This is a genomic window from Prauserella marina (assembly GCF_002240355.1).
GTDB lineage: Bacteria > Actinomycetota > Actinomycetes > Mycobacteriales > Pseudonocardiaceae > Prauserella_A > Prauserella_A marina.
The window spans coordinates 33,969-59,105 of sequence record NZ_CP016353.1 but is presented as its reverse complement, the minus strand read 5'-3'; the positions used below and the strand labels follow the sequence as shown (position 1 = coordinate 59,105).

The following is a 25,137-nucleotide window of genomic DNA, read 5'->3' as shown; positions in this document are numbered from 1 at the left end:
ACGCGACTCATGCGTTGCACCTGACATGGACGTCAAGATCTCGGTTCTGGACCGGTCGAGCACCCGGGAAGGCCGTTCGACCTCGGCGGCGCTGAGGGAAACGCTCCAGTTCGCCGTGCAAGCCGAGCAGCTTGGCTACCACCGGTTCTGGGTGTCCGAACACCACAGTGTTCCCGGCGTCGCCGGTTCGGCACCGACCGTGCTCGCGGCCGCGATCGGTGCGGCGACCTCGACCATCAGGGTCGGCACTGGCGGAGTCATGCTGCCCAACCACCAACCGCTCGTCGTCGCCGAGCAGTTCGGCGTTCTCGATTCGCTCTATCCGGGCAGGATCGACATGGGACTCGGCAGGTCGGTCGGTTTCACGCGCGGGATCCGCGACGCCCTCGGCAGGGACAAAGGGGACGCGGCCAGGTTCGGCGAGCAACTGCGCGAACTGCTCGGCTACTTTTCCGGTGACGTCGAGCGGTACCCGGGAGTACACGGGATTCCAGCCGAGGGCCTGCGGGTTCCCGCTTTCGTGCTCGCCACCGGTTCTGGTGCGCTGCTGGCAGCCGAGCTCGGCCTCGCGCTCGTCATCGCTCCCATCGGAGGTCAGGCCGCCACGGCGGAGAAGATCAAGGCGTACCGGGAAGCTTTCCGCCCTTCGGCATTGTGGCCACGGCCCTACGTGGTCGTGTCGAGCGCGGTAGCCATCGCCGACACCACGGCGGACGCTCGCCGGCTGCTGCTGCCCGAGGCATGGTCGATGGTCGAGTCCCGCACGAAGGGGGTTTTCCCTCCGCTCAGGGCCGCCGAGGAAATACCTGAACCGACGCCGAAGCAGGAGGCGCTGCTCGAAGAGTCGCTGCGTGGCCAGATCTGGGGCACGGCAGCCGAGGTCGCACCACTGTTGAGCGGGCTCGTCGACGTGACGGGAGCCGACGAGCTGCTGATCACCACGAGCACCTTCGACAGGGCGGAAATGCTCGACTCCTACGCCCGCCTCGCCGAGTTGGCAGGCCCCCGCGCGTTGCGGAGCGCCTGATCAGTCGTCGAACCTCGCCAGCGCGCCGGAAAGGCTCGGCGCCGCCGCGATCAACTCCCGCGTGTAGGGATGCCGCGGCGAACCGTAGACCTCGGCGACAGCGCCCTGCTCCACAATGACGCCCTCCCGCATGACCGCGACGGTGTCGCACACGTGGCGCACCACGGCGAGATCGTGCGAGACGAACACCAGGGTCAGGTCGAATGTGTCGACCAGCTCGGTGACGAGTTCGAGGATCTGCATCCTCACCAGCACGTCGAGCGCGCTGACCGCCTCGTCGGCTACGAGTACCTTCGGTCGCGGAGCCAGTGCTCTCGCCAGCGAGATCCGTTGTCGTTGCCCTCCGGAGAACTGGTGCGGGTACTTCCGGCCCGCGTCAGGAGAAAGCCCCACCGCCGCGAGAAGCTCGGCGGCCCTCTCGTGACGATCCCGCGCGCGGCCGAGCGGTTCACTCACGATGTCGCGCACTCGCATGCGCGGATCGAGCGAACCCATCGGATCCTGGAAGACGATTTGCAACCTGTTGCGCAGAAAGCGGAGTTCACGGTCGGAAAGCCGGTCGATCCGGGTTCCCTCGAAGGACACCGTGCCCGATGTCGGCCTGTCGAGCGCGGCCATGATTCTGACCAATGTGGACTTCCCGGAGCCGGATTCGCCGACGATTCCGAACCGCTGCCCCTTCGTGATCTCGCACGAGACGCCACGCAACGCGGCCACTTCCCTCGGCCTCCGGTACGTGCGCCACACCTGTTCGACGGCGATCATGACACCTCCCATGAGGACGCGGCGAGCAGTCTCGCGGTGTACTCGTGCCGGGGGGTTCGCAGTACGTCGCCGGTCGGGCCGTGTTCGACGATCCTGCCCTCGTCGAGTACGAGAACGCGTTCGCACACGGAGGCGACGACCGCGAGATCGTGGCTGATGAACAGCAACGAACTGCCCCGCTCGCGGACACCAGTCGTGATCAGTTCGAGGATGCGCGCCTGAACGGTGACGTCGAGCGCGGTGGTCGGCTCGTCGCACACCAGCAACCGCGGACTGTTGGCGAACGCGATCGCGAGCACGACCCGCTGCCGCTGCCCTCCGGAAAGCTGGTGTGGATAAGCCCTGGCCGTGTGCGCGAGGCCGACGAGATCCAGCAATTCGACGGCGGCTCTTCTCGCCCCTGCCCTGTCTCGGGTTCCGTGCACGGTCATCGTTTCGGCCACCTGCTTGCCGATCCGCATGGCAGGGTTGAGCGCGGTCATGGGTTCCTGGAACACCATCGAGAGATCCGTACCCCTGCGCCGCGAGAGCGCCCGCTCCGAGGCACCGACCAGTTCGCCGCCATCGAACCGGATCGAGCCGGAGTGGGAAAGCCCCTCGGGGAGCAGGCCCATGAGGGCAAGCGCGGTGAGCGACTTGCCCGAGCCGGAAGCGCCGATCAGACCCACCCGCTCACCTTCGTCGATGTCGAAGGAAACGTGGTCGACGAGCACCCCTTCGCGACCGGCCACCACGAGGTCGCGCACGTCGAGCAGACTCACCGCCGCACCTCCAGCCGGGGATCGAACCGGTCGCGCAGACCGTCGCCGAGCAGGTTGAAGCCGAGTACCGCGACCGCGATGGCCGCACCGGGAACGAGCGCGAGCCGCGGATCGACGGCGAGCAGTTCCTGCGACTCCTGCAACATCCTTCCCCAGGAAGGCGTTGGCGGCGCCGTCCCGAATCCGAGGAACGACAACGCCGCTTCGGCGAGCACGGCGATGGCGAAGGACACCGACGACTGCACGAGCACGATTCCGGAAATGTTGGGCAGTACGTGCCGCATCGCGATCCACGGCTTCGACCTGCCGCCCGCTCTTGCCGCGAGCACGTACTCGGTACTCATCACCTGAAGAGTTCCCGCCCTCGCGACGCGGGCGAACGAGGGCACGGTCGCGACACCGATCGCGATCATCGCGGTGAGCGTGCTCGCGCCGTAGACCGCACCGAGCATGATCGCGAGCAGCAGTGCCGGAAACGCGAGCACGAGGTCGTTGACCCGCATGATCAGCTCACCGAGCCACCTGGCGCCCATTCCGGCGAGGACACCGAGCGGAACACCGATGACAGCGGCGATACCGACGGCGACGACGCCGACATACAACGTCGTCCGCGCGCCGACCATCACCTGACTCGCGACGTCCCTCCCGAACTTGTCCGTCCCGAGTAGATGGTCGCCGGAAGGCCCGAGCAGCCGGACGCTCGCGTCGACGAGCGAAGGATCGTGCGGTGTCCAGAAGAACGAGACGAGTGCGACGGCAACGACGAGCACGACAAGGAACGTACCGGCCCACAGTCCGGCGTTGCGCGCCATCACGACGCCCGCAGCCGGGGATCGAGCACGGCGTAAAGCACGTCGACCACGAAGTTGACGACGAGGACGGCGACGACGAGCACGAGTACGATTCCTTGCACCGTCAACAGATCCCGCGCCGCGACGGAGTCGAGCAGCATGCTCCCCATGCCTGGCAGCACGAACACCTTCTCGACGACGACGGCACCGACCAGCAGAGTCGCGAGCTGCAACCCCAGCACGGTGACAACGGGAATGGCCGCGTTGCGCAACCCGTGCCGCACCAGTGCCGGATAAGGCCGCAGCCCTTTCGACCTCGCGGTGCGAATGTAGTCCTCCCTTCCGACGTCGAGCACCGCCGAGCGCACGTAACGCGTCAGCACGGCACCTTGCACGAGGCCGAGCGAAAGGGCGGGCAGTATCAATCCGCGCAACCATTCGACCGGGTCCTGGTTCGGCGGTGTCCAGCCACCGGAAGGCAACCAGCCGAGGCGCACCGCGAAAATCTGCACGAGGACGATTCCGGCCAGAAAGGCAGGAACGGCAACACCGAACTGGGACAGCGCCGACACCAGCGCACCGCTGGGTTTGCGGTGCCGGACGGCGGCGACGGTGCCGAACGGAATGGCGATCAGCAACGCTACGAGCATGCCCGCCCCCACGAGCCACAGTGTCACGCCGAGCCGGTCGAGCAGCTGAGGGCCAATGGCTTCCCTTGTGACGTAGGAAGTTCCGAAGTCTCCGGTGAGAACACCGCCCATCCACTCCAGATACTGGGTGAGCAACGGCCGGTCGAGGCCGAACTCCTGGCGGGTGCGTTCGACGAGTTCGGGAGTCGCGTTGACACCCAGCGCCACCTGCGCCGGATCTCCCGGAAGCACGGCCATGAAGAGAAAAACCACAATGGACGCCGCGAGCACGCTGGCCAGCAGAATCGCGGTACGCCGGAGAATGGCAACGGTCATGGCGGCCGGTGTCCGCTCATTTCAGCCCCGTCAGGTCGAAGGATTCGCTGACCTGGTTGCGCACGAACCCGGTGACGTCCTTCTTCGTGACGATGATGTTCGGGAAGAGGAACAGCCAGTCCGCCGCGGCGTCGTCGCTGAGTGTTCTCGCGACCGCCTTCATGTCCTCGACCTGCCGCTGTGGAGAACCGGTGTCGGCGTCGGCGAGCAGTTCGCGCACCCGTTCGCTGTCATAGCCCCAGTAGTAGTCGGGGTCGCCGAACGTCGTGATGTCCCTTCCCTCGACGTGCTGGATGATCGAGAGGTCGTAGTCGTGGTCGGTGAACACCTGTTGTAGCCATACGGCAGGGAAATCGAGTGGTTCGATGCGCACCGTGACGCCGACCTTGTTCAAGTCGGAGGCCACCACCTGTGCGGCCGAGACGGCATAGGGCAGATTGGGGACCCGAAGCCGCAGATCGAGGTCCTGCTTTCCCGCATCGGCGAGCAATTGCCGTGCCCTCGCCGGGTTGTACGGGTACGCGCCGGAAAGGTCCTCGTACCACGGATCGGTCGGCGGGACCATGCTGCCGATGAGGGTCCCTCTGCCGGCCCAGGCCGTCGCCAGCAACGCTTTCTTGTCGATCGCATAGCTCAATGCCTGGCGCACACGCTTGTCGGAGAGCGCGGGTGTGCGGTTGTTGAAGGCGAGCACGACCTCGCTGTTCGTCGTGCCCTGGATGACGTCGAACCGGGTGTCGGCCTCGAACTGAGGCACCGAGTCCGGGGCCGTGACGCCCGAGATGACGTCGATGCCGTTACTCAGCAAGGCGTTGTTGAGCGCGGTCGCGTCGTCGTAGTACTTGAGCACGACCGTGCGATACGCCCGCTCGCCACCCCAGTAGTCCTGCCTGCTCGACAGGACGATGGAATCTCCTCTTCGGCGATTGGTCACCTGGTACGGCCCGGTGCCGACAGGATGGTTGGCGAGATCGGCGACGCCGGTCCTGCTGAACATCGCCCCGACCCTGCTGGTCATCGCGAACAACCAGGAGTTGCTCGGCCTGCTGAGCACGACGCGCACGCGGTACGGATCGAGTACGTCCACTCGCTCGACGACGTCCATCGCCGAAGCGAGCGAGATGGTCCATTCGGTACGCACGCGCTCGATGGAGAACTTCACGTCGTCGGCGGTGAACTCGGCGCCGTCGGAAAACCGGACGCCTTGCCGCAATTGGAATTCATAGTCGGTGCGGTCGTCGCCGACCTGCCACGACTCGGCGAGCAGCGGGACGATCTCGCCGTTCGCGTCGAGCTTCACGAGCCCTTCGTACACGTTGTACAGCAGTGCCTGCGGAATCGCGGCGCCGTCGGTCGTCGTGAAGTCGAAGTTCTGCGGTTCCGCCGTGAATCCGACGGCGAGCGTGGATTCTCCGCCACCGACCGTCGCTGTGGATCCCGCCGAGCAGCCGGAAACGACGAGCAGCGCGGCGAGTACCGCCGCGAGCCACCGTGTTCTCATGCGAACTCCGCGTTGCCGGTCGGATCAGTAGCTTAGGTTTACAGCCACGATCACGCGGGTCAATTGGTGGCCCCGCACAGCGAAAGGCCATCGCGGCTCGCTGTCCCGCGAGCCGCGATGGCCTTTTGTCGCTATATCGCTATGCGGTTATGTGACTGTCCGCTGGATCAGGCGCTCTTGCGACGACGCTGCAACAGCAGCGCACCGACACCGGCGGCCACGAGGGCGGCACCGATGAGGATCGGCGTCATGATCGAGACACCGGTCTCGGCGAGGTCACCCGAGTTGGCCTGCGGGGACACCGGGGCGTCCGTGGTGGGAGCAGGAGCCGTCTCGCTCGGGGTGGTCGAAGGAGCGGGAGTCGTCGTGGTCTCCTCCGGCGGCGTGGTCTCCTGCGGCGCGGCCTTCCAGTCGACGTTCGCACCCGTGCTCAGCTTGTGCTTGTCCGAAGCCGCGACGATCAGGGACTGCGCGGGCTTCTTGTCGTAGCCCTCGCTGACGAAGAGCCGACCGGTGTCGACGTGCGCGGTACCGTTGAGCTTGAAGGCACCGGAGCCTTCCTCGGCGTCCTCGGGGACGTCGACGTAGATCTCCGAGCCGTCCTTGACGGCGGCCGCATCGAGCACGTTGCCTTCGGCGTCGGTGATCGTGACGCCCTCGGGAAGCTCACTGACGATCTCGTCGACCGAACCGGTCGTCGAGACCGTGAACGGGCCGAGGCGCTCGCCGGCCTTGCCGGAAACGGATTCGGGGCTGACCGACAGCGCGGGGTTCGGCTCGCTGATTCCGGTGTTCTCTTCACCGGTCAGGTACTCGTAGACGGCGAGAACGTCCTTGCCGGAGTCCCTGGCGCCGGGCGTCGGGTCGGACTTCGAAAGGTCCTTGCCGTCGCTGTAGTGCCAGACCGCGGCCTGCGTCGCGGCGATGGCTTCCCGGTCGGTCAGACCGTCGTTGAACTCGACGTCGAGCTTGCTCTCGATGTCGTCGAGGTTGACCGCGGGGTAACCGTGCTGCAGCACCCAGTTGATCTTGTCCCGATTCTCGTGGAACGGCGAGTCCGGGTTCGGGAACTCGTCCCACGGGGTCTCGGAGAGGCTGCGCTCCGGGTCGATCTTGACGCTGATCTCGACGCAGTAGGCCTGCAGCGTGCTGTCGCCGTCGCCGACCGTGAGGTTGAACAGGGTGGTCGATTCCCTGTTGTGGCCCTGGCCGACATTCACCGCAAGACCGTCGGTGTGGGTGCCGGTCTCCAACCGCGCCGTTGTGTCGTCAGCGGAAGCGGGAAGCGCGCTGAGCAACAAAGCCGCGGATGCACCGAACGCAACCGCGCTGGCCTTGGCAAGGCCCGATCTCCTGTGCATGACTCTCCTAACCCCTGATTAGAGGGTGCTAAATGTTTCCCCAGATCGAGTGAAGATCACACTGTCCAGTGATCGCGGAGCATACACAGGAGATCAAATCGGCGTGAAAGGGCTATAGCCTCAGGATCTTGCGGAAAAACGCCTTCTCTCAGGCAAAAGAATCCAGCGCGGCAACAAGGTCGCGCCAAAGGTCTTCTGGATCCTCAAGTCCGATACTGAATCGCAATAAACCGGCCGGTACATGGGAGTCCCCTGCCAACCGCGCACGCCGCTCGATGGAGGATTCAACTCCACCAAGGCTTGTGGCGTTACGGATAAGAGTGAGCGCTGAACAAACTCGGTCGGCCTTCTCGGCGTCAGCGAGTTCGAAAGCGAGCATTGTGCCGGTTTTCGGATACCGCACTCTCGTTACCGCGGGGTGAACATCGAGCCTTGCCGCCAAGTCGGCCGCGGTACGAGATGCCTCCGCATAGCGAATCGGCAACGTCCGCAAACCCCGTAGTGCCAGCCACGCCTCCAACGCGCCTGGCGTGGCGCCACCTCTCGTTCGCGCGTCCCGCAACTGCGCGCCCAGCGTCTCGTCAGCCGTAACCGTCAAGCCCAGCAACAGATCGCTGTGTCCTCCGATCAACTTGGTCGCACTGTGCACGACGATGTCGGCACCTAGTGCCAACGGCTGTTGACCGAGCGGTGTCGCGAACGTGTTGTCGACGACCACCTTGGGCTTGTGTGACTGTGCGGCGGCCGCCTTCACGACCGCGGAGATGTCGATCAGGTCGAGGGTCGGGTTGGCAGGTGATTCGAGCCAGAACAGGTCGACTGACGCGGCGGCGGCAACCCACGCGGAAGTGTCGACGGGAGTGATGCGCCTCACTCGCAGCCTGCCCATTCGCTCCGCGTGATCGAGAACGCCGCGAGTTCCCGCGTAGCTGTCACTCGGTACCGCGATTTCGGCGCCGGCGGGAAGCAGATCGAGGACGGCGGAGACAGTCGCGAGGCCGGAGGCGAAGGCCGTGGCGGAGACGCTGTCCCCTTCGGCCTCAAGCGCGGCGACGGCTTCTTCGAGCGCGACCCAGGTCGGGGTGCCGTCTTCCCTGGCGTAGCCGAGACCGAGCGCGCTCGCCGGGACGATCGGCACGTTGGTTGGCTGTCCCTCTTCTTCGGGGCGCCCCGCGACGACAGCCCGCGTGCGGGCCGAAAGGTTGCGCTCCACCATTCCTCCAACCGACGGCTCAGACCTGCGAAGCCAACCTATCCGGAAGAAGTGGAACAAAGCCGCCACGAAGCAACGGGGAAACGAGAGATACGCCGCACCAGCCGACCCGATCCATGAGCACCAGCTTGACCCCATGGGGGACGAAGGAGCCCGAGCCGGGGAACCGGGATGGGGGTCCGGGGAACCCCCCGGGCGGGGTCTGGGGGCCGCGCCCCCAGAAGAAACGACGAAGATCGCCGAGGAGGGAAGGCGTGCCCGCCGAACAGGGGACACGAATCGATCGAGTGGGCGAGGAGGGAGTTGAACCCTCACGTCCTTTCGGACACACGGACCTGAACCGTGCGCGTCTGCCATTCCGCCACTCGCCCGAGCAACTGCGACAGCTCGCCCAGCGTAGCAGGCTGGTTTGACGGGTTTCACCGGCCCCGGTGTTTAACGGTCGAAACCCAGATACGATCTATTCGAAGGGAACGCGAGGGGAGGAGGTAGTCCGGTGGGCCGCGTGCAGCGTTTCGATCGGCGCCTTGAAAGCCTCGTGGGCAACACCTTCGCGCGGATGTTCGGTGGCAACGTCGTCACGCAGGAAGTGGCGCTGGATCTGGAGCGGGAGAGTGAGGACAACGTCCGTGAGCTCGCGGGTGGGCGCAAGCTCGCCCCGAACCACTACATCGTGTCCTTGGGCGCCGCTGATCACGATCGGATGGCGGAAGGCGGGCAGCGAGTTACCGAGCTGCTCGCGGATGCCGTCGCACAGCACCTCGCCGAGCACGGCTGGGACACCTATGGTGACGTCGTAGTTTCGCTAGAGCGCAATGAGGCGCTGCATACTGGACAGTTCAAGACCCGCTCGACCGTCGATCCCGACGTCAAAGCACATGGCGCCGGGGGTCAGGCACGGCCAGCACGAACCAGCGACGCAGGAGACCGACCAATGAGCCAGCCCGGCGGCTACGGCCAATACGACCAGGGTGATCCGTACGGCCAGCAGGGTCAGTACGGCTACGGACAGGGCCAACCCGGCGGTTACGACCAGGGTTACGGCCAGCCCGGCGGCTACGACCAGGGCTACGGCCAACAACCCGGCGGATATGACCAGGGTTACGGCCAGCCCGGCGGCTACGACCAGGGCTACGGCCAACAACCCGGCGGTTACGACCAGGGTTACGGCCAGCCCGGCGGCTACGACCAGGGCTACGGCCAACAACCCGGCGGTTACGACCAGGGTTACGGCCAGCCCGGCGGCTACGACCAGGGCTACGGCCAACAACCCGGCGGATATGACCAGGGTTACGGCCAGCCCGGCGGCTACGACCAGGGTGGCTACGCTCCGCCGAGCCCTCCCGGTGGTTACCCCGCGCAGGCACCGCCCCCTCCGCCTCCGCCGCAGGGCGACCCTTACGGCCAGCCGGGCTATGGCGCTCCTGGCGCTCCCGGTGGCCCAGGCGGTCCGCCTCCCGGAATGCCGGGCGGCAACCGTCAGCTCGCGGCGAGCCTCCAGTTGGACGACGGCTCCAACCGCAACTACTCGCTGAAGCAGGGCGGCAACGTCGTCGGAAGGGGCCAGGACGCCGACTTCCGCCTTCCCGACACGGGCGTCTCACGCAGGCACCTTGAGATCACCTGGGACGGGCAGAGCGCGACGCTCGCCGACATCGGTTCGACCAACGGCACCACCGTCAACGGCACGCCTGTGCAGACCTGGCAGCTCGCTGACGGCGACGTGATCAGGGTCGGCCATTCGTCACTGGTGTTCCGCACGCAAGGCTGAATGGGCCTTTTCGGCCATCCCGCACAGCCCGCACAAGGCTGTCCCGCATAATGACGGCAATGCGGGGGACCCGTGGCGCGTCCACGACAAGGGTGGGAGCCCTGGCCGGTGGACGAACAAGGCAGTGCGTCACGGGCTGGGCGCGAAAAGGCGGGAGCTGACACAACAGGTGCCAGAGCTGGTCGTTCAACTGACCAGAGCAGGTTTTCTACTCCTGCTCTGGTTGTTCGTGTTCGCCGCGCTTCGAGTGGTGCGGTCAGACCTGTACGCGGCGTCGGGGCTCAGGGTCAACGTGCCCAGTTTCCGGCGCAACAAGGAGAAGAAGAAGCCCCGTAGCGGGGGCAAGACTCCTCGGCAGCTCGTGGTCACGCACGGGGCGCTGGCCGGAACCCGGATCGCGCTCGACGGCAGGCCGATCTTGATCGGGAGGGCGGACGATTCGACCTTGGTACTCGACGACGACTACGCATCAACGCGACACGCTCGTGTTTCCTTGCGTGGTGACGAGTGGTACGTGGAAGATTTGGGCTCGACGAACGGCACGTACCTTGACCGGGCTAAAGTCACTGCACCCCTCCGAGTCCCGCTCGGCGTCCCCATCCGGATAGGCAAGACGGTGATCGAGCTTCGCCCATGACTCTCGTTCTTCGCTACGCGGCCCGCAGTGACCGGGGCCTGGTTCGTTCGAGCAACCAGGACTCGGTGTACGCCGGCCCGCGCCTGCTCGCACTCGCAGACGGCATGGGTGGCCACGCCGCCGGCGAGGTCGCCAGCAAGGTGGTCATCGCCTCGCTGGCGCCGCTCGACGACGACGAACCTGGCGACGACCTCGTCTCCCAGCTTCGCGATGCGGTGACGCAGGGAAACCAGGCCATTTCCGAACTCGTCGCCAACGACCCCGACCTCGACGGCATGGGCACGACGTTGACCGCCGTGCTGTTCTCCGGCTCGCGGCTCGGGTTGGTGCATGTCGGCGACTCCCGCGCGTACTTGCTGCGCAATGGGCAGTTCTCGCAGATCACGCGCGACGACAGCTTCGTCAACGAGCTGCTTGAGCAGGGCCGCATCACCGAGGACGAGGCCGCGACCCACCCACAGCGTTCGTTGCTGCTCAAGGCACTCACCGGTCACGAGGTCGAGCCGAGTTTCACCGTGCGCGAAGCACGCGCCGGTGATCGTTACCTGCTCTGTTCCGACGGCCTCTCCGGCATGGTCAGCAACGAGACGCTCGCCGAGGCCATGCAGATCCCGGACCCGCAGGAATGCGCGGACCGCATGATCGAACTGGCCCTCAAGGGCGGCGGCACGGACAACGTGACCGTCGTCATCGCCGATGTCGTCGACGTCGATTACGGCGATGACGCCCCCATCGTCGGTGGCGCGGCAGGAGACGGCAGCGACGAGGGCCATCAGGGCGACTCCCCCGCCGCGAGGGCGAGGGCGCTCACCGCTCCGCCTTCACCGCCTCCGCAACAGCACGATCAGACGGAGCCGCCACCCGACCCAAAAGCGAAGCGCCGTAAGCGGATCCGTCTGCTGGTGGCCTTCGGCCTGGCACTGATTCTTCTCGCAGCCGCCGCGATCGCCACCCGCTACTTCGTCTTACGGCAGTACTACGTCGGTGTCGGCAACAACCAGGAAGTCGTGATCTTCCAGGGCGTTCCCGGCAGCATCCTCGGTGTCGACCTGCACCGGCAGTCGGAGGGCTCGTGCCCACCGGAGGCGACCTTGTGCGAGGCGCTCCGGTTGCAGGATCTACAGCAGGACGCGCGGGTCGCGGTCCGCAACGGCGTCAAGCGCGACGGACTCACCGAAGCACGCGACTACATCGACACGTTGCGCCGCAACAACATGCTGGAGATCTGCGACGAGGGGCAGCCGCAGGGCGGTGGCCTCGTCGGCGGTATCGGCCAGGGCAGCAGGACTGAGGAGCCGCCGAGGCCGTCCACGCCTGCCCAGCAGGACCAGCAGCCGGGGGTGGACTGCCGTCCGGCACCCAGCCCAGGCGGTAACTGATGGCGCAGCCCGCAGCATCTCCTGGGGCGGCTGGTCAGCAGTACACGACAAATCCGCCGCGCGAACTGCCCACTCGACGGGGCACCGAACTGTGGCTGCTCGCGTTCGCGACCGGCATCGTCACGTTCGCGTTCGTGCTCGTCCAAGCCAATCAGGAACAGGAACTTTCCTGGTCGGTCGTGTGGTACGGCCTCGCCTACCTCTCGATCCTTTCCGTCGCCCACCTCGCTGTCCGCAAGTGGGCGCCGTACGCGGATCCGCTGATCCTGCCGTGCGTCGCGCTGCTCAACGGGCTCGGCCTGGTGATGATCTACCGGATCGATCTCGCTCAGCTCGCGATCAACGACGAGGCCACGTCGAACGCGCCGAGGCAGGTGCTGTTCACGGTCGTGGCACTCGTGCTGTTCCTCGCCGTGCTGATCATCATTCGCGATCACCGCACGCTGACCAGGTACGCGTACACGTTCGGGCTCATCGGCATCGTGGCGCTGGCGCTTCCCGCGTTGCTGCCGAGTTCGTTGTCCGAGGTCAACGGCGCGAAGGTGTGGCTGAAGCTTCCTGGTTTCTCCATCCAGCCAGGTGAGTTCGCCAAGATTCTGCTGATGATCTTCTTCGCGTCGTTCCTCGTCGCGAAGCGCGATCTGTTCATGACCGCTGGCAAGCGGATCCTGAACGTCGAGCTGCCGAGGGCACGCGACCTCGGTCCGATGATCATCGCCGCGGTGGTGTGCCTCGGCATCCTCGTTTTCCAGAAGGACCTCGGAACGGCACTGCTGTTCTTCGGAATCGTGCTGGTGATGCTCTATGTCGCCACCGAACGCATCATCTGGGTCGTCGTCGGCCTGAGCATGTTCTTCGTCGGCTGCCTCATCGCCTACCAGCTCTTCACCCACGTGCAGCAGCGCGTCGCGAACTGGATCGACCCGCTCGCGACCTACGACGACCCCGGTGGCGGCTACCAGATCGCGCAGGGGTTGTTCGGGCTCGGCACCGGCGGCATGTTCGGAACCGGGCTCGGCGCGGGAAGGCCGGACACGGTGCCCGAGTCGAACACGGACTTCATCAGCGCCGCCCTCGGCGAGGAACTCGGCTTCGTCGGCCTCAGCGCGATCCTGGTCCTGTACCTTGTGCTTGCGATGCGTGGCATGCGCGGCGCGCTTGCCGTCCGGGACACCTTCGGCAAGCTGCTCGGCGGTGGCCTTTCCTTCGCCATCGTCATGCAGGTGTTCGTGATCGTCGGCGGTGTGACGAAGCTGATCCCGATGACCGGTGTCACAACACCGTTCCTGTCGGCCGGTGGTTCGTCGCTGCTGGCCAACTACATTCTCGTCGCGTTGCTGCTGCGGATTTCCGACGCCGCTCGCCGCCCGCAACAGCCCGCCAAGCCCCGGCCACCCGCGCAAGCGCCCATCGCCGACGCGCATACGGTGATGGTTCAGCGTCCACAGCCGGGGCTCGATGGGGGGCACATGCGATGAACACACCACTGCGCAAGGTCGGCATGACCATGCTCGTCATGGTCACCCTGCTGCTGGTCAACGCCACCTACATCCAGGTCGTTCAGGCCGACGACTACCGCACGGACGGCCGCAACCGGCGGGTCCTGCTCGACGAGTACGCGAGAGAACGCGGCAAGATCGTGTCGGACGAGGCAGGCCAGGTGCTCGCCGGTGTCAAGCCGACCGACGACACGTTCAAGTTCCGACGCACCTATCTCGACGGCCCGATGTACGCACCGGTCACCGGTTACTACTCGGTGCTTTACGGCGCGGGTGGACTCGAACGCGCGCAGGACGAGTTCCTCAACGGTTCCGATCCCCGGCTGTTCGTCCGCAGGCTCTCCGACATGATCACCGGTCGCGACCCTCGCGGCGGGAACGTGCGGCTCACCATCCAGCCTTCGGTGCAGGAAGCCGCTTACAACGCGATGGTGAGCAACGGCTACACCGGCTCCGTCGTCGCGCTTGATCCGAAGACCGGCGACATTCTCGGCATGGTCTCCACGCCCTCCTACGACCCGAACACGCTGGCCTCACACGTGAGCCAGGAGCAGGAGGACGCGTGGGCGGGGTACAACGACGACCCAGCCAACCCGATGCTCAACAGGGCGATCAGGGAGACCTATCCCCCCGGCTCGACCTTCAAGATCGTGACGACCGCCGCCGCGCTCGAAAACGGAGCCACGGCTGACACGAGGGTGACCAACGCACCGCAGGTCACCCTGCCTGGCACGAGCGCGACGCTGGAGAACTACGGCGGGGCGACCTGTCCCGGTTCGACGCTGCACGACGCGCTCAAGTACTCGTGCAACACCGCGTTCGCGGAAATCGCGGCATCGGTCGGCAAGCAGAAGCTCGAAGCAACGGCGGCGAACTTCGGCATCGGGATGCCGGACCTTGAGATCCCGATGAGTGTCGTGCCCTCCGGTCTCGGCGACCTCGAAAGCGATGCCGCGTTGTACCAGAGCGGCATCGGCCAGCGGGACGTGCGGCTCACCCCGCTCCAGGACGCGCTGCTCGCCGCGACCGTGGCCAACGGTGGCATCGCCATGAAGCCGCAGCTCATCAAGGCGCTCCTCGCTCCCGATCTCTCGACGATCGAAGAGTTCACTCCCACCGAGCTGACCGGGGATCCAGCACTGTCGGCGGCCAATGCCGACGTGCTGAAGGACATGATGATCGCTTCGGAAGAGAACACGTCGGGCGGCGGCAAGGACGCCTCGCTCAAGATCGCGTCGAAGACCGGTACCGCCGAGCACGGCTCCGATCCGAAGACGACGCCCCCTCACGCCTGGTACACCGCTTTCGCCCCCTACGACGATCCGAAGATCGCGGTCGCCGTCATCGTGCAATCCGGTGGTAACCACGGCCTTGCCGCGACGGGCGGCACGGTGGCCGCGGAGATCGCGAGGACGACGATCGCGGCCGGCCTCGGGGGTGGCTGATCCATGCTGGCGTCGGGACAACTCATCGCTGAGCGCTATCTGCTCACCAGCCGGGTCGCCGTCGGCGGCATGGGTGAGGTCTGGGAAGCCAGCGACACGCGTCTCGACCGCACCGTCGCCGTCAAGATCCTCAAGGCCGAGCTTTCCGGCGACGCCGAGTTCCTACACCGGTTCCGGGCCGAAGCACGAACGACCGCTTCGTTGAATCACCACGGCGTCGCCGCTGTTCACGACTACGGCGAAACCGTGGCAGGCGAGCATTCCATCGCGTTTCTCGTGATGGAGTTCGTCGAGGGAGATCCGCTGGCCGCGATCCTGGCGAGGCAGGGACGGATTTCAGCAGAGCAGACGATGGACGTCCTGGAACAGGCGGGAAACGCGCTGCAGGCCGCCCACGAACGCGGTCTCGTCCACAGGGACGTCAAGCCCGGCAACATAATGGTGACCCCTTCCGGCGTGGTCAAGCTCACCGATTTCGGCATCGCGAAGGCAGCCGATTCGGCGCCGGTGACCAGGTCGGGCATGGTGATGGGGACCGCCCACTACATCGCCCCAGAGCAGGCGCTCGGCCAGGAGGCCGAACCGGCGAGTGACGTGTACTCGCTTGCCGTGTGCGGCTACGAGTGTCTCGCCGGACGACGGCCCTTTCTTTCCGACAACGCGGTTACGGTCGCGATGATGCACATCAGGGATCTCGCGCCGCCGCTGCCGCCGGACGTTCCTCCCGGCGCTCGCGCTGTGATCGAGGCGACCCTGGTCAAGGACCCTCGCCAGCGCTATTCGAATGGTGGAGAATTCGCGAACGCGGTCGCCGCTGTCCGCGCAGGCCATCCCCTGCCAACGCCTTCCGGCTTGGTCAATGCCGCTTACCAGGCGAATCAGCACAATCCGATGACCCAGATCGGGCCTGCTTCGCATCCGGCGATGCAGCCGGTCGCGGCACCGGGGGCGGTACAAGGCCCGGCGTCGTTGCCTTTGCCACCACATCAGCGACGCAAGCCGACGGCATTGTGGATACTTCTTGCGCTGGCGGTGGTTCTGCTCGTCACGGTAGGCGCGGTACTACTCACGGTATTGCTGCGTCAGGGCAACGAACCGGAGCCAGGCCGCGTCGACAACGACTCGGTCGGTGTCAGGGACAACTGGTCGAGCAGCGGCGAGCGTTCACCTGATAAAGACGGCGTACAAGGCATGATGGGCACATCGTGGACGGAATGGAACGGCACCGAGCAATGAGCGCACCCCGACTGCTCTCGAACCGCTATGAGCTGGGCGAAACGCTCGGCTACGGTGGCATGTCCGAGGTCCATCACGGTCACGACGTACGGCTCGGCCGTGAAGTGGCTGTCAAAATTCTGCGCGCCGATCTCGCGCGTGATCCACAATTCCAAGAGCGATTTCGGCGCGAGGCACAGAATGCGGCCGCGCTGAACCATCCCGCGATCGTCGCCGTTTACGACACCGGCGAAGCGGACACCGAATACGGCCCCCTGCCCTACATCGTCATGGAGTACGTCGAGGGCAGGACGCTGCGGGACATCGTCAAGACCGAAGGCCCCATGCCCCAGAAGCGGGCGATGGAGGTCATGGCGGACGTGTGTGCCGCGCTGGACTTCTCACACCGGCACGGCATCGTGCACAGGGACGTCAAGCCAGCCAACATCATGATCACGCGAAACGGTGCCGTCAAGGTCATGGACTTCGGCATCGCGCGGGCGGTGCACGACGGCCAGGCCGCCATGACACAGACCGCGGCGGTCATCGGCACCGCTCAGTACCTTTCGCCTGAACAGGCTCGCGGTGAGCAGGTAGACGCGCGCAGTGACGTCTACGCGGCCGGTTGTGTGCTCTACGAACTGGTCACCGGTGAGCCCCCGTTCACAGGTGATTCGCCGGTCGCCGTCGCCTACCAGCACGTACGGGAAGACCCGAAGCCCCCGTCTTCGGTCAATCCCGCCGTTTCCGCCGCTCTCGACGCCGTCGTGCTCAAGGCGCTCGCGAAAGGCGCGGCCAACAGGTACCAGTCGTCGGCGGAAATGCGTTCCGATCTGGTGCGCACCCTTTCCGGGCAGCGTCCTTCCGCGCCGATGGTGATGTCGGAGGACGAGCGGACCCAGGTGATGGATTCCGGTCGTCAGCAGTCGAACGACTACGACTACGACGATTACGACCCCGACGCCTACGACGCCGAGGAAGAGGCTCGTCGCAAGCGCAAGAAGCGCACGCTCCTCGCCGTGTTGCTCGCGGTGCTCGCCGTCGCGGCCATCGGCCTGATCCTGTGGCTGACCAACGCTTTCAGCAGCCAGCCGGAACTGACCCCGATTCCCGACGTTCGCGGTCAGACGGTCGAGCAGGCGAAAAACACCCTGCGCAGCCACGGATTCACGAACTTCGGCGACCAGGAGAACGTCGTCTGCGGCGACCAGCCGAACGGGAAGCCGCCGCAGTGCAGTCCCGACGACATCGGCAAGGTCATCGGCACCACCCCGCAGACGAGCGAGCGGGTCGCGCTCGACCAGCAGATCAAGCTGCGGGTCGGCGTCGGCCCCAACAAGGTGCAGGTACCCGACCTCACCGGTATGGACAGGGCCGCGGCCGAGGAGGAGCTGAAGAAGCTCAACCTCGTGCTCGACCAGAACGTCGAAGAGGTCTCCGTCGACGACGAGAACTCCGTCGGCAAGGTCGTCAAGCAGAGCCCCGGCCCCAACACGGAGATCGAGGAAGGCAAGTCGGTCAGCATCACGATCGGCACGGCGCCGGAGACGATCGACGTCGTCAACTACACCGGGGAGACCTACGAGACGGCGAAGGCCAAGCTTGAGCAGGCCGGGTTCAAGGTCAACCGGAAGGACATCGCGTCCGACCAGGACGAGGGCATCGTCGTCAACCAGACACCCAACGCCGGCAGCTTCAAGGCTGGCACGGAGATCGAGCTCCAGGTCTCCAACGGGGCCAACCAGCAGATCCAGATGCCCGACCTCAGGGGCATGACGCAGGATCAGGCGCTTGCCGAGCTGCGGAACAGGGGCTGGGAGGGCCAGGTCTCCACCCAGACCGAGGAGGTCAGGGATTCCGACGACGTCGGCAAGGTGACCAACACGGATCCCTCCTCGGGCTCGACCATCACCAAGGACCAGTCGATCACCCTGTACATCGGCGAAGAGGACGGTTCGACGGAGGTACCTTCGTCGGAGTCCCGGCCTACGCTGCCAGGGTTTCCCTAACGGCGACTCGCCGCGGTAGCCATGCCCGTACTCAAGCCCAGCGCGAGTACGGAGGTCACCGCGGCGAGCAGCACCGGCCGCGCGGGGGCGGTCTCGCCTGCCAGCGCCCTGAGCATGGGGTTGACGAGTGGCAGCCAGCGGACGAGCAGCAGGGCCGCGAGCGCGGGCAATGCCGTGAGCACGGTGAACCCGATCCGAGGGATGAAGTACTGGGAACAGGCGAGACCGATCGCGATTCCCCAGCAGGCGCCCGCGATGTGCGCGAGCAGTCCCCAGCCGAGGTCGGCGAGAGGCACGCCTCCGTGCACGAGCATCGCCCAGCACAGTGAACCGAGCGTGAGCAGCATCGTGCACGTCAGCGCGGCGATCGCGGGTGCGACGAGGACCGTGAGCCTTCTTCTCGCGTGGCTCATGGTGATGAGCCGCTGCGCCGGATCCTCCGCGCCGACCAGCGCGATCACCAGCCAGCAGGCGACGACGAGCAAGGCCGCGGTGCTGATCGCGAACTCCGGCAACGCCGGAGCGTCGGCGCTCGAATAGAGGATCGCGAGCGTCGCGAGGTAGCCGAGCAGCGGCGGCAGGTAGCGCTGAGAGTGCGCGAGCAGGGCGAGCTGGTATCTCGTCGTGGCGATCACGTGTCGTTCCGTTCCACTCGGCGGATCGAGCAGCCGCGGCGCAGCGCGAGCAGCACGACCGCGTCACACCGCTCGCCGGACACAAGCAACCGCACCAGGTCGCCTTCGCGGGCAACCGAATGGACGTCCGGCTCGTCGCGCCACGATTCGGCGCAGGTGCACGCGAGCGTGACGACCGCCGTGGCCGGTTCGCTCGCTGCCCTCGCGCGTTCGAGCCTGCCTCCGGCAAGCGTGTACGTCTCGGTGGCGGATTCCTCGGCCACCTCGGCCCTGTGATCGGTGAAGACGACACTGGCACCGGCTAGCCGGGTCTCGGCGATGATGTCCGCGAGTACGCCGTGTGCCGCAGGGTCGAGGCCGGAGAAGGGTTCGTCGAGCACGAGCAGGCGTGGCCTCCCCAGCAGGGCCTGTGCGATGCCGACCTTCTGTGCGTTGCCCTTCGACAGCTCACGCATGGGAGTACTCGGGTCGCCGACGAGCGCGAGCCGTTCGAGCAGTGCCGTGGAGCGAGCTCGTGCCTCCGTTGTGGACAGTCCGGCCACCCTGCCCAGGTGTGCGAGGTAGGCGAGCGCGCTGAGTTGCTGGGCACCGGGAAACCGGTCGGGCACGTACCCGGTCGGCGGGCTCCCCTCGACGCTTCCCGAAGAGGGTTTCGCGAGACCGGCGACGATGCGCAGCAAGGTGGACTTGCCTGCGCCGTTGCCACCGACGATGCCGACAACCGCCGCTTCGGCGATGTTCAGGCTGACGTCGGCGAGAACGAGCGGTCCACGCCCGTATCGCTTGGCGACCCCGGAGAGGCTGCGCACCGCTGCCTTTCGGTCAGACCGCGGCGGCCCGCTGAAGCGCCTTCGTCGACCGTTCCAGTTCGGTCACCGTGTTCTCCGCGACGGGGTGGCCTGCCGATGCCATCCAGTTGGCGAGCATGCGGTGCCCGCTTTCGGTCAGCACCGATTCGGGGTGGAACTGCACGCCCTCGATCGGAAGTTCCTTGTGCCGCATGCCCATCACGACACCCGATTCGGTGTTGCCGGTGACCTCGAACTCGTCGGGGATGGTCTCGGGCAGCACGGTCAGCGAGTGGTAACGCGTCGCGGTGAACGGGGAAGGCAGTCCCGCGAGGACGCCGCCGCCGTTGTGCAACACCTGGCTCGTCTTGCCATGCAGGAGTTCGGGTGCCCTGTCGACCGTCGCCCCCCAAGCGACCCCGATGGCCTGGTGTCCAAGGCACACGCCGAGCATCGGGACCTCGCCAGCGGCGCAGCGGCGCACGACATCGACGCTCTGTCCCGCCCGTTCGGGCGTGCCGGGGCCTGGTGAGACCAGCACGCCGTCGAACCCGGTTATCGCCGCGACGTCGACGACGTCGTTTCGCCACACCGTGCACTCCGCGCCGAGCTGGGCCAGGTATTGCACGAGGTTGTAGACGAAGCTGTCGTAGTTGTCGACGACGAGTACACGCATGCGGGCCAGCCTAGCGTGGCCACCCCGCGACCTGGGTCGATCGGGCGTGGGGCGGTCACTCCGGATCGACGGCGACATCGTTGAACGGCAGCATCGGTTCGGCCCATGGGAAGACGACGAACAGCAACAGCGCCACGACCCCTAGCGCGAGCACGACGGCGAGCGTCGCCCTCAGAGCCGTCGGCCCTGGAAGGTGACGCCAGATCCAGCCGTACATCAGGCTTCCCCAATCTCGCGCAGCAGGTCGGCGTAGTTCGCGCCCTGTTCCTTCGCGTACTGATTCGTCAGCACCGTATGGATGATCATGCGCTCTCTGTCGGAGAACTGCGGATGGCAGGTGGTGAGCGTCATGAGCGCGGCAAGGTCGGACTCCGGCATCGTCTCGTTCGCCTTGTACGGCACCGGCGACACCGCGTCGCCTCGGTCGGGAGTGACGATGACCCTGCCGAACGTCTGGTCGTATGCGCCCTGAGTGTCCTGTAGCGGGGCGACGTCGGCGCACCTCGGGTCGCTGCCCTGGTTTTGCGCCCAGCCGGCCACCTCGTCCTGCATCGGCAGTACCCGGTAGACGTAGAAGCTGTCGGCAGTCTCGATGACAACGGCGTCGCACGAGGCGAGCAGGTCGAGGTCGTTGAAGGGGGCACCTTTGCCGACGCGGTGGCCGGCGACGCCGAAGTTGCCTGGCTCGCCTGGCATCGCCGTGCTCTTGTAGTGCCCCGGTCCGACCTCCAGCGCGGCGGCGTCCACCCCTTGCTGGATGGTGAAGCTCCAGTCGGCACCGAAGGACGGGATGTAGATGCGGGCGAACGCTTTCCCGTCGATCGGGTCGGTGTGCAGCTCGCGCTCGTTCGACCACTGGGAATCCAGATCGGCGTTGGCCTCCCGCTGAAGTTTCGCCGACATCCAGTTGGTGATGTACAGCTCGTACACGACGAACAACAGCACCACGAGTCCGAGGGTGATGAAGATCTCGCCTACGGTGCGCACCGCGGTCCTGCCTGCACCTCCCCCTCCCCCCGATTCGGAGGGCGGCGCGGGTGGCTGTGTCGGCGGTTCGGTCGGCGGTGTCGCAGGCGATTCCGCCGGGGGGTGAGACCGCGAGCCCGACTGCGGTGGGCGGCGGCCCGGTGGCCCCGCCGGGGGGCGTTGTCCGCCCTGGGCCGCGCCCGCGTTCGTCGGCCTTCGCACGGGACGCATCACCGGTTGCGTCCGGTCGTCGTGGTCGTGCAGGTCCTGCGGCTGCGGCCACTGCGGCTGGGCAGGCGGCTGTTGCCTTCGCGGCGGCCCGTTGCGAAGTGGTGGATTCGGAACAGGAATCTCCCGCGTCTCGGGATCCTCGTACCTCGACACGCGAGCTCCTCCCGGGCCTTTGCGGCACGCCCGTCATCACGATCTGCTGGTCTGGCGCTCGCTCCCCGGTTCTAGCGCCTGTCCGATTACGTTAACGTGTTCAGTTGACGGCGGTCGCGCACCGCCGCGCATTTGCCCGACAGCACGCGAGGACTCTGATGCCCAAGTCGAAGGTCCGCAAGAAGACGGCTTACACGCCGCCATCCGACCGCCGTACGCCGGTCAAGGTGCGCGCGGCAGGCCCCTCGCATCCGATCTACAAGATCGTGATGTTCGGGCTGATGCTGCTCGGACTCGCCTGGCTCGTTGTCAATTATCTCGCAGGCGACAAGCTTTCGTTCATGCTCGAACTCGGTAACTGGAACTTCGCCATCGGGTTCGCGCTGATGATCACCGGCCTGCTGATGACGATGCGATGGCGCTAACAGCGGGTTCGGATCGTCCGAACGGCGGCTTGACAGCGAATTACAACAGTGTGACTAATCCCCAGTGTGGACAAACCCTGTGGATAACTCGCCTCTGACCTGGGCGCCCCGAGCTGGCCTTGTAGCTGTCGGCTGGCTGCTCGCCGTCGCGGCCGGGGCGAGCGCGATATTCATCGCGGGCTCCAGCGACCGCCCAGGCGCCGTGCTGCTCGGCGTCGCGACCATCGCGCTCGCGGCAGCCGCTTTGCACGGAACGCTGGTCCGTCCTCGCCTCGCCGCAAGCACCTCCGGACTTCGCGTTCGTACCGTCGGCGGCACGCGCACGCTCGCGTGGGGCGAGGTACAGCTCAGGCTGGTCACCAGCAGAAGACTGGGAAGAGACGTCACGGTTCTCGAAGTGGAATCGGACGATCTCGTCGTGCTCGGCTGGCTCGAACTCGGCACCGATCCGCGCGACGTGCACGAGGCACTCGTCGCCCTTCGCGCAGGCTGACGCGGGCGTCCTAACAGGCACCCAGCAGGACGCACAACTGCGAGGACAACTCCGAATCCCGGTACAGCACAAGGCCGACCAGCGCCGCCGTGATGAGCGCGAGCACGCCCGCCTGGAAAGCGCCCTTGTTCTTCGCCGGTGCGTACACCATCGCCACCATGGCCAGCGCACCGACGACGAGACCACCGAGGTGGCCGAGCAACGAAATGCCTGGCAACGAAATGCTGAGCACCACGTTGATCACGATGATGCCGATCGCGGCGCCGGGATTGAGCTTGAGCCGCAGAACGGCGACGAGCATCGCGCCCATCAAGCCGTAGATCGCGCCGGAGGCGCCCGCCGTGCCCGTGTTGGCGTCGCCGAAGGCGAACACCGCCGCCGAGCCTCCGAACATCGACACGAAGTACACGGCGATGAACCTGGCCCTGCCGAGCAGGATCTCCAAGTCCCTTCCGAGTACCCACAGCGCGAGCATGTTCATCGCGATGTGGATCAAGCCGTAGTGCAGGAACCCGGACGTGAGGAGCCGCCACCATTCGTCCCTGAGCACCATTCCGATCGGCCAGAGCACTCCGTCTTGGAAGAACTCGGCCCTCTCGTTGCTCATCGGGCTCTGTGCCTGCACCGCCGTGAGGGCGTAGACGAGCACGTTGATGACGATCAGTACCGGCGTGACGATCGCGGTCCTCGGCGCGACCGCGCCCGCGACGGTTTTCGCGCCGTAGCCCGCCTTGCGGTACTGCACGGCCTGCGCCTGCTGCTGCCGCTGGCCCGTTTGCACGCAGTCGATGCACTGGTAGCCGACGGAAGCCTCACGGAGGCAATCAGGGCAGGCCGGTCTGTCACATCTGACGCACCGCAAACCGGTCTGGCGATTCGGGTGCCACCAACACCCGGGCAGCGCTTCTTGCTGATACGACTGCCCGGGCTGCGGCGGGTAAGGGGGAGGTTGGCTCACAGTGCTACCGCGGTGTCGGGCGCGGCGATTCGACGCCGCGGGCTGGGCCTGCCTTGCTCACGTCTTCCAACTTACCTGGTACCCGGAAAGCTCAGGCGCGCTCGATGTCGACCTTTTCGATCACGACGTCCTCAAGCGGCTTGTCGGCTGGGCCGGTCGCGGCGCGGGCAATGGCGTCGACGACACCCTGCGAGTCCTGATCGGCGACTTCACCGAAGATCGTGTGCTTGAAGTTCAGGTGCGCCGTCGGGCCCACCGTGATGAAGAACTGCGAACCGTTGGTTCCCGGTCCCGCGTTCGCCATCGCGAGCAGGTACGGCTTGTTGAACTGCAACTCAGGGTGGAACTCGTCGTCGAACTGGTATCCGGGGCCGCCACGTCCGGTACCGGTCGGGTCGCCGCCTTGAATCATGAAGCCGTCGATAACGCGGTGGAAGATCGCGCCGTCATAGAAGGGACCAGTTTTTTCGCCCTTGGCGTTGGGCTGTGTGTATTCCTTCGTGCCCTCGGAGAGGCCGACGAAGTTGGCCACCGTCTTAGGGGCGTGATCAGGGAAAAGGTTGATCCGAATGTCGCCGCGGTTGGTATGCAGAGTGGCTTTCATCTTCGCTCCACCGAGGGATCCGTTGCTCTCAGTCACGCGATTCATCGTGCCATCTGCGGCACGATCGCCCGGAAAGGGGCAGGATGGGGCCAGGTAGACCACTGGAAAACACACGATTGTCGAGGTGAAGGGCGATGGCTCGGACCGCGGAAGCGTCGGCGGGTGAGGCCGTCAAGGACGGCTCGCACAAGCTGAGAAAGCGGGCGCGGGAGGTCGGCAAAGCAGGGGCCGACTTCGCGGCGCAGGCAGCCCACGTCGCCGAGCAGCGGCTGACCGAAGGCACGGAAGCCGCGCGCAAGGAGCTGGGCAAGAACTCTCGCCGCACCCGCAGGAAGCTGGCTCAACAGGCGAAACGAACCAGCAAGGAGGTCTCGAAGAGCACGAAGCAAGCCAAGAAGGTGGCCGCTGAACGCGCCGAGGACATGCGCGCGCCCGGTCGCAAGGCACGCAGGGCGGCCATTCAGGCCGCGAAGTCGGCAGGCCACTCGAAGCGCAAAGCCAAGCGCGACTTCAAGCAGGCGAAGAAGGACTTCAAATCGGCCATCTCCGATGCGAAGACCGCCGCGAAGGGCGAGAAGAAGAAGCGCAGGAAACTGCCGTGGCTGATCGGCCTCGGCGCGCTGGCCGCCGCCGTCGCGTACGCGTCGCGGTCGAAGCAGGAGCCGCCGATCGCGCCGGCACCGCCGCGCAGCACGGACGCGCCCAAGCCGGCTGAACCACCGGCAAGCAAGGCGAGCGAACCGCAGGAGCCCAAGCCTGGCGCCCCGCGTAACGGTCAGCAGACCAAGAACACCGAGCAGAAGAAGAGCTAGCTCGCCAGACGCCGAAGAGGCCCCTCACCGTGCGGTGAGGGGCCTCTTCGCTGTCAG

The 25,137-nt window shown here is 66.2% G+C and carries 25 protein-coding genes and 1 tRNA gene; 11 read left to right on the top strand and 15 right to left on the bottom strand.

Translation table 11 applies throughout. The features are described 5' to 3' along the window. The first annotated feature begins 25 nt into the window (after positions 1-25). The gene (locus BAY61_RS00305; protein ID WP_091800968.1) at positions 26-1,027 is read left to right on the top strand and encodes an MsnO8 family LLM class oxidoreductase; all 1,002 of its coding nucleotides are present in this window, start codon (positions 26-28) and stop codon (positions 1,025-1,027) included. On the opposite strand, the gene BAY61_RS00300 is transcribed toward BAY61_RS00305, so the two are convergent. The 8 genes from BAY61_RS00300 to BAY61_RS00265 form a co-directional block, all read right to left on the bottom strand. After that, positions 1,028-1,792: an ABC transporter ATP-binding protein gene (locus tag BAY61_RS00300; protein WP_091802378.1), complete on the bottom strand. Its 765-nt coding sequence runs from the start codon at positions 1,790-1,792 to the stop codon at positions 1,028-1,030. Then, a complete protein-coding gene (locus BAY61_RS00295) occupies positions 1,789-2,553 on the bottom strand; it encodes an ATP-binding cassette domain-containing protein (RefSeq protein WP_091800965.1) in 765 nt (254 codons plus the stop codon). Before BAY61_RS00295 ends, BAY61_RS00300 begins: the two co-directional genes overlap by 4 nt. After that, entirely contained in the window at positions 2,550-3,365 is an 816-nt protein-coding gene (locus BAY61_RS00290; protein WP_091800962.1) for an ABC transporter permease, read from the bottom strand. Before BAY61_RS00290 ends, BAY61_RS00295 begins: the two co-directional genes overlap by 4 nt. Continuing rightward, positions 3,365-4,309, bottom strand: a complete 945-nt coding sequence (locus BAY61_RS00285) for an ABC transporter permease (protein WP_091800958.1) — start codon at positions 4,307-4,309, stop codon at positions 3,365-3,367. Before BAY61_RS00285 ends, BAY61_RS00290 begins: the two co-directional genes overlap by 1 nt. Before the next feature lie 16 nt (positions 4,310-4,325). After that, the gene (locus BAY61_RS00280) at positions 4,326-5,810 is read right to left on the bottom strand and encodes an ABC transporter substrate-binding protein (RefSeq protein ID WP_091800955.1); all 1,485 of its coding nucleotides are present in this window, start codon (positions 5,808-5,810) and stop codon (positions 4,326-4,328) included. Between the two features lie 167 nt (positions 5,811-5,977). Then, positions 5,978-7,171, bottom strand: a complete 1,194-nt coding sequence (locus BAY61_RS00275; RefSeq protein WP_091800951.1) for a thioester domain-containing protein — start codon at positions 7,169-7,171, stop codon at positions 5,978-5,980. 148 nt (positions 7,172-7,319) lie between these two features. Continuing rightward, a complete protein-coding gene (locus BAY61_RS00270) occupies positions 7,320-8,387 on the bottom strand; it encodes a trans-sulfuration enzyme family protein (RefSeq protein WP_091800947.1) in 1,068 nt (355 codons plus the stop codon). A 285-nt stretch (positions 8,388-8,672) separates the two neighbouring features. Then, positions 8,673-8,755: transfer RNA gene (locus BAY61_RS00265), tRNA-Leu, on the bottom strand. 125 nt (positions 8,756-8,880) lie between these two features. Here BAY61_RS00265 and BAY61_RS00260 point away from each other — a divergent pair. The 7 genes from BAY61_RS00260 to pknB all read left to right on the top strand — a co-directional run bounded on the left by BAY61_RS00260 (position 8,881) and on the right by pknB (position 18,339). Then, on the top strand, positions 8,881-10,155 hold the full coding sequence (locus tag BAY61_RS00260) for an FHA domain-containing protein (RefSeq protein WP_094168473.1): 1,275 nt from the start codon (positions 8,881-8,883) through the stop codon (positions 10,153-10,155). A 169-nt stretch (positions 10,156-10,324) separates the two neighbouring features. After that, positions 10,325-10,792: an FHA domain-containing protein FhaB/FipA gene (locus BAY61_RS00255; protein ID WP_091806655.1), complete on the top strand. Its 468-nt coding sequence runs from the start codon at positions 10,325-10,327 to the stop codon at positions 10,790-10,792. Beyond that, positions 10,789-12,171 carry a PP2C family protein-serine/threonine phosphatase gene (locus BAY61_RS00250; protein ID WP_091806478.1) on the top strand — a complete coding sequence of 461 codons (1,383 nt, stop codon included), beginning with the start codon at positions 10,789-10,791 and terminating at the stop codon, positions 12,169-12,171. Before BAY61_RS00255 ends, BAY61_RS00250 begins: the two co-directional genes overlap by 4 nt. Continuing rightward, positions 12,171-13,649 carry an FtsW/RodA/SpoVE family cell cycle protein gene (locus BAY61_RS00245; RefSeq protein ID WP_091806475.1) on the top strand — a complete coding sequence of 493 codons (1,479 nt, stop codon included), beginning with the start codon at positions 12,171-12,173 and terminating at the stop codon, positions 13,647-13,649. Before BAY61_RS00250 ends, BAY61_RS00245 begins: the two co-directional genes overlap by 1 nt. After that, positions 13,646-15,115 (top strand): peptidoglycan D,D-transpeptidase FtsI family protein, encoded by a 1,470-nt coding sequence (locus tag BAY61_RS00240; RefSeq protein WP_091806472.1) that lies wholly within the window; start codon positions 13,646-13,648, stop codon positions 15,113-15,115. The genes BAY61_RS00245 and BAY61_RS00240 overlap by 4 nt, the downstream gene beginning before the upstream one ends. 3 nt (positions 15,116-15,118) lie before the next feature. Further along, positions 15,119-16,351, top strand: coding sequence for a serine/threonine-protein kinase (locus BAY61_RS00235; RefSeq protein ID WP_091806469.1), 1,233 nt, complete (start codon positions 15,119-15,121; stop codon positions 16,349-16,351). Then, positions 16,348-18,339: a Stk1 family PASTA domain-containing Ser/Thr kinase gene (pknB, locus tag BAY61_RS00230; protein ID WP_091806466.1), complete on the top strand. Its 1,992-nt coding sequence runs from the start codon at positions 16,348-16,350 to the stop codon at positions 18,337-18,339. The genes BAY61_RS00235 and pknB overlap by 4 nt, the downstream gene beginning before the upstream one ends. Here pknB and BAY61_RS00225 read toward each other — a convergent pair. Genes BAY61_RS00225 through BAY61_RS00205 form a run of 5 tightly spaced genes read right to left on the bottom strand, consistent with a single transcriptional unit; the run spans position 18,336 to position 21,635 of the window. Then, a complete protein-coding gene (locus tag BAY61_RS00225) occupies positions 18,336-18,974 on the bottom strand; it encodes a hypothetical protein (protein WP_091806463.1) in 639 nt (212 codons plus the stop codon). The genes pknB and BAY61_RS00225 overlap by 4 nt on opposite strands. Beyond that, a complete protein-coding gene (locus tag BAY61_RS00220; RefSeq protein WP_091806460.1) occupies positions 18,971-19,783 on the bottom strand; it encodes an ABC transporter ATP-binding protein in 813 nt (270 codons plus the stop codon). Before BAY61_RS00220 ends, BAY61_RS00225 begins: the two co-directional genes overlap by 4 nt. Before the next feature lie 13 nt (positions 19,784-19,796). Next, a complete protein-coding gene (locus BAY61_RS00215) occupies positions 19,797-20,438 on the bottom strand; it encodes an aminodeoxychorismate/anthranilate synthase component II (protein ID WP_091806457.1) in 642 nt (213 codons plus the stop codon). A gap of 55 nt (positions 20,439-20,493) precedes the next feature. Beyond that, positions 20,494-20,655 (bottom strand): hypothetical protein, encoded by a 162-nt coding sequence (locus BAY61_RS00210; RefSeq protein ID WP_091806454.1) that lies wholly within the window; start codon positions 20,653-20,655, stop codon positions 20,494-20,496. Then, the gene (locus BAY61_RS00205) at positions 20,655-21,635 is read right to left on the bottom strand and encodes a class E sortase (protein ID WP_091806653.1); all 981 of its coding nucleotides are present in this window, start codon (positions 21,633-21,635) and stop codon (positions 20,655-20,657) included. Before BAY61_RS00205 ends, BAY61_RS00210 begins: the two co-directional genes overlap by 1 nt. A gap of 311 nt (positions 21,636-21,946) precedes the next feature. Here BAY61_RS00205 and crgA point away from each other — a divergent pair, with 311 nt between their 5' ends. Continuing rightward, on the top strand, positions 21,947-22,213 hold the full coding sequence (gene crgA / locus BAY61_RS00200) for a cell division protein CrgA (RefSeq protein ID WP_091806452.1): 267 nt from the start codon (positions 21,947-21,949) through the stop codon (positions 22,211-22,213). Between the two features lie 79 nt (positions 22,214-22,292). Continuing rightward, positions 22,293-22,706 (top strand): PH domain-containing protein, encoded by a 414-nt coding sequence (locus BAY61_RS00195; RefSeq protein ID WP_091806449.1) that lies wholly within the window; start codon positions 22,293-22,295, stop codon positions 22,704-22,706. 10 nt (positions 22,707-22,716) lie between these two features. Here the strand turns inward: BAY61_RS00195 and BAY61_RS00190 are convergent, their stop codons facing one another. Both BAY61_RS00190 and BAY61_RS00185 read right to left on the bottom strand, forming a co-directional pair. Continuing rightward, positions 22,717-23,664, bottom strand: a complete 948-nt coding sequence (locus BAY61_RS00190; RefSeq protein ID WP_091806446.1) for a rhomboid family intramembrane serine protease — start codon at positions 23,662-23,664, stop codon at positions 22,717-22,719. A gap of 91 nt (positions 23,665-23,755) precedes the next feature. After that, positions 23,756-24,313, bottom strand: coding sequence for a peptidylprolyl isomerase (locus BAY61_RS00185; protein ID WP_091806444.1), 558 nt, complete (start codon positions 24,311-24,313; stop codon positions 23,756-23,758). An 89-nt stretch (positions 24,314-24,402) separates the two neighbouring features. On the opposite strand from BAY61_RS00185, the gene BAY61_RS00180 reads away from it, so the two are divergent. Further along, positions 24,403-25,080, top strand: coding sequence for a hypothetical protein (locus BAY61_RS00180; protein WP_091806441.1), 678 nt, complete (start codon positions 24,403-24,405; stop codon positions 25,078-25,080). The last annotated feature ends 57 nt before the right edge of the window (positions 25,081-25,137 follow it).

Bases quoted from the DNA above. Each gene is read 5' to 3' on its own strand.
- BAY61_RS00245 (WP_091806475.1), top strand. From the start codon at position 12,171: ATGGCGCAGCCCGCAGCATCTCCTGGGGCGGCTGGTCAGCAGTACACG.
- BAY61_RS00275 (WP_091800951.1), bottom strand. From the start codon at position 7,171: ATGCACAGGAGATCGGGCCTTGCCAAGGCCAGCGCGGTTGCGTTCGGT.
- BAY61_RS00305 (WP_091800968.1), top strand. From the start codon at position 26: ATGGACGTCAAGATCTCGGTTCTGGACCGGTCGAGCACCCGGGAAGGC.
- BAY61_RS00180 (WP_091806441.1), top strand. From the start codon at position 24,403: ATGGCTCGGACCGCGGAAGCGTCGGCGGGTGAGGCCGTCAAGGACGGC.
- crgA (WP_091806452.1), top strand. From the start codon at position 21,947: ATGCCCAAGTCGAAGGTCCGCAAGAAGACGGCTTACACGCCGCCATCC.
- BAY61_RS00235 (WP_091806469.1), top strand. From the start codon at position 15,119: ATGCTGGCGTCGGGACAACTCATCGCTGAGCGCTATCTGCTCACCAGC.
- BAY61_RS00300 (WP_091802378.1), bottom strand. From the start codon at position 1,792: ATGATCGCCGTCGAACAGGTGTGGCGCACGTACCGGAGGCCGAGGGAA.
- BAY61_RS00285 (WP_091800958.1), bottom strand. From the start codon at position 4,309: ATGACCGTTGCCATTCTCCGGCGTACCGCGATTCTGCTGGCCAGCGTG.
- BAY61_RS00205 (WP_091806653.1), bottom strand. From the start codon at position 21,635: ATGCGTCCCGTGCGAAGGCCGACGAACGCGGGCGCGGCCCAGGGCGGA.
- BAY61_RS00185 (WP_091806444.1), bottom strand. From the start codon at position 24,313: ATGAATCGCGTGACTGAGAGCAACGGATCCCTCGGTGGAGCGAAGATG.
- BAY61_RS00250 (WP_091806478.1), top strand. From the start codon at position 10,789: ATGACTCTCGTTCTTCGCTACGCGGCCCGCAGTGACCGGGGCCTGGTT.
- BAY61_RS00240 (WP_091806472.1), top strand. From the start codon at position 13,646: ATGAACACACCACTGCGCAAGGTCGGCATGACCATGCTCGTCATGGTC.
- BAY61_RS00210 (WP_091806454.1), bottom strand. From the start codon at position 20,655: ATGTACGGCTGGATCTGGCGTCACCTTCCAGGGCCGACGGCTCTGAGG.
- BAY61_RS00280 (WP_091800955.1), bottom strand. From the start codon at position 5,810: ATGAGAACACGGTGGCTCGCGGCGGTACTCGCCGCGCTGCTCGTCGTT.
- pknB (WP_091806466.1), top strand. From the start codon at position 16,348: ATGAGCGCACCCCGACTGCTCTCGAACCGCTATGAGCTGGGCGAAACG.
- BAY61_RS00270 (WP_091800947.1), bottom strand. From the start codon at position 8,387: ATGGTGGAGCGCAACCTTTCGGCCCGCACGCGGGCTGTCGTCGCGGGG.
- BAY61_RS00215 (WP_091806457.1), bottom strand. From the start codon at position 20,438: ATGCGTGTACTCGTCGTCGACAACTACGACAGCTTCGTCTACAACCTC.
- BAY61_RS00290 (WP_091800962.1), bottom strand. From the start codon at position 3,365: ATGGCGCGCAACGCCGGACTGTGGGCCGGTACGTTCCTTGTCGTGCTC.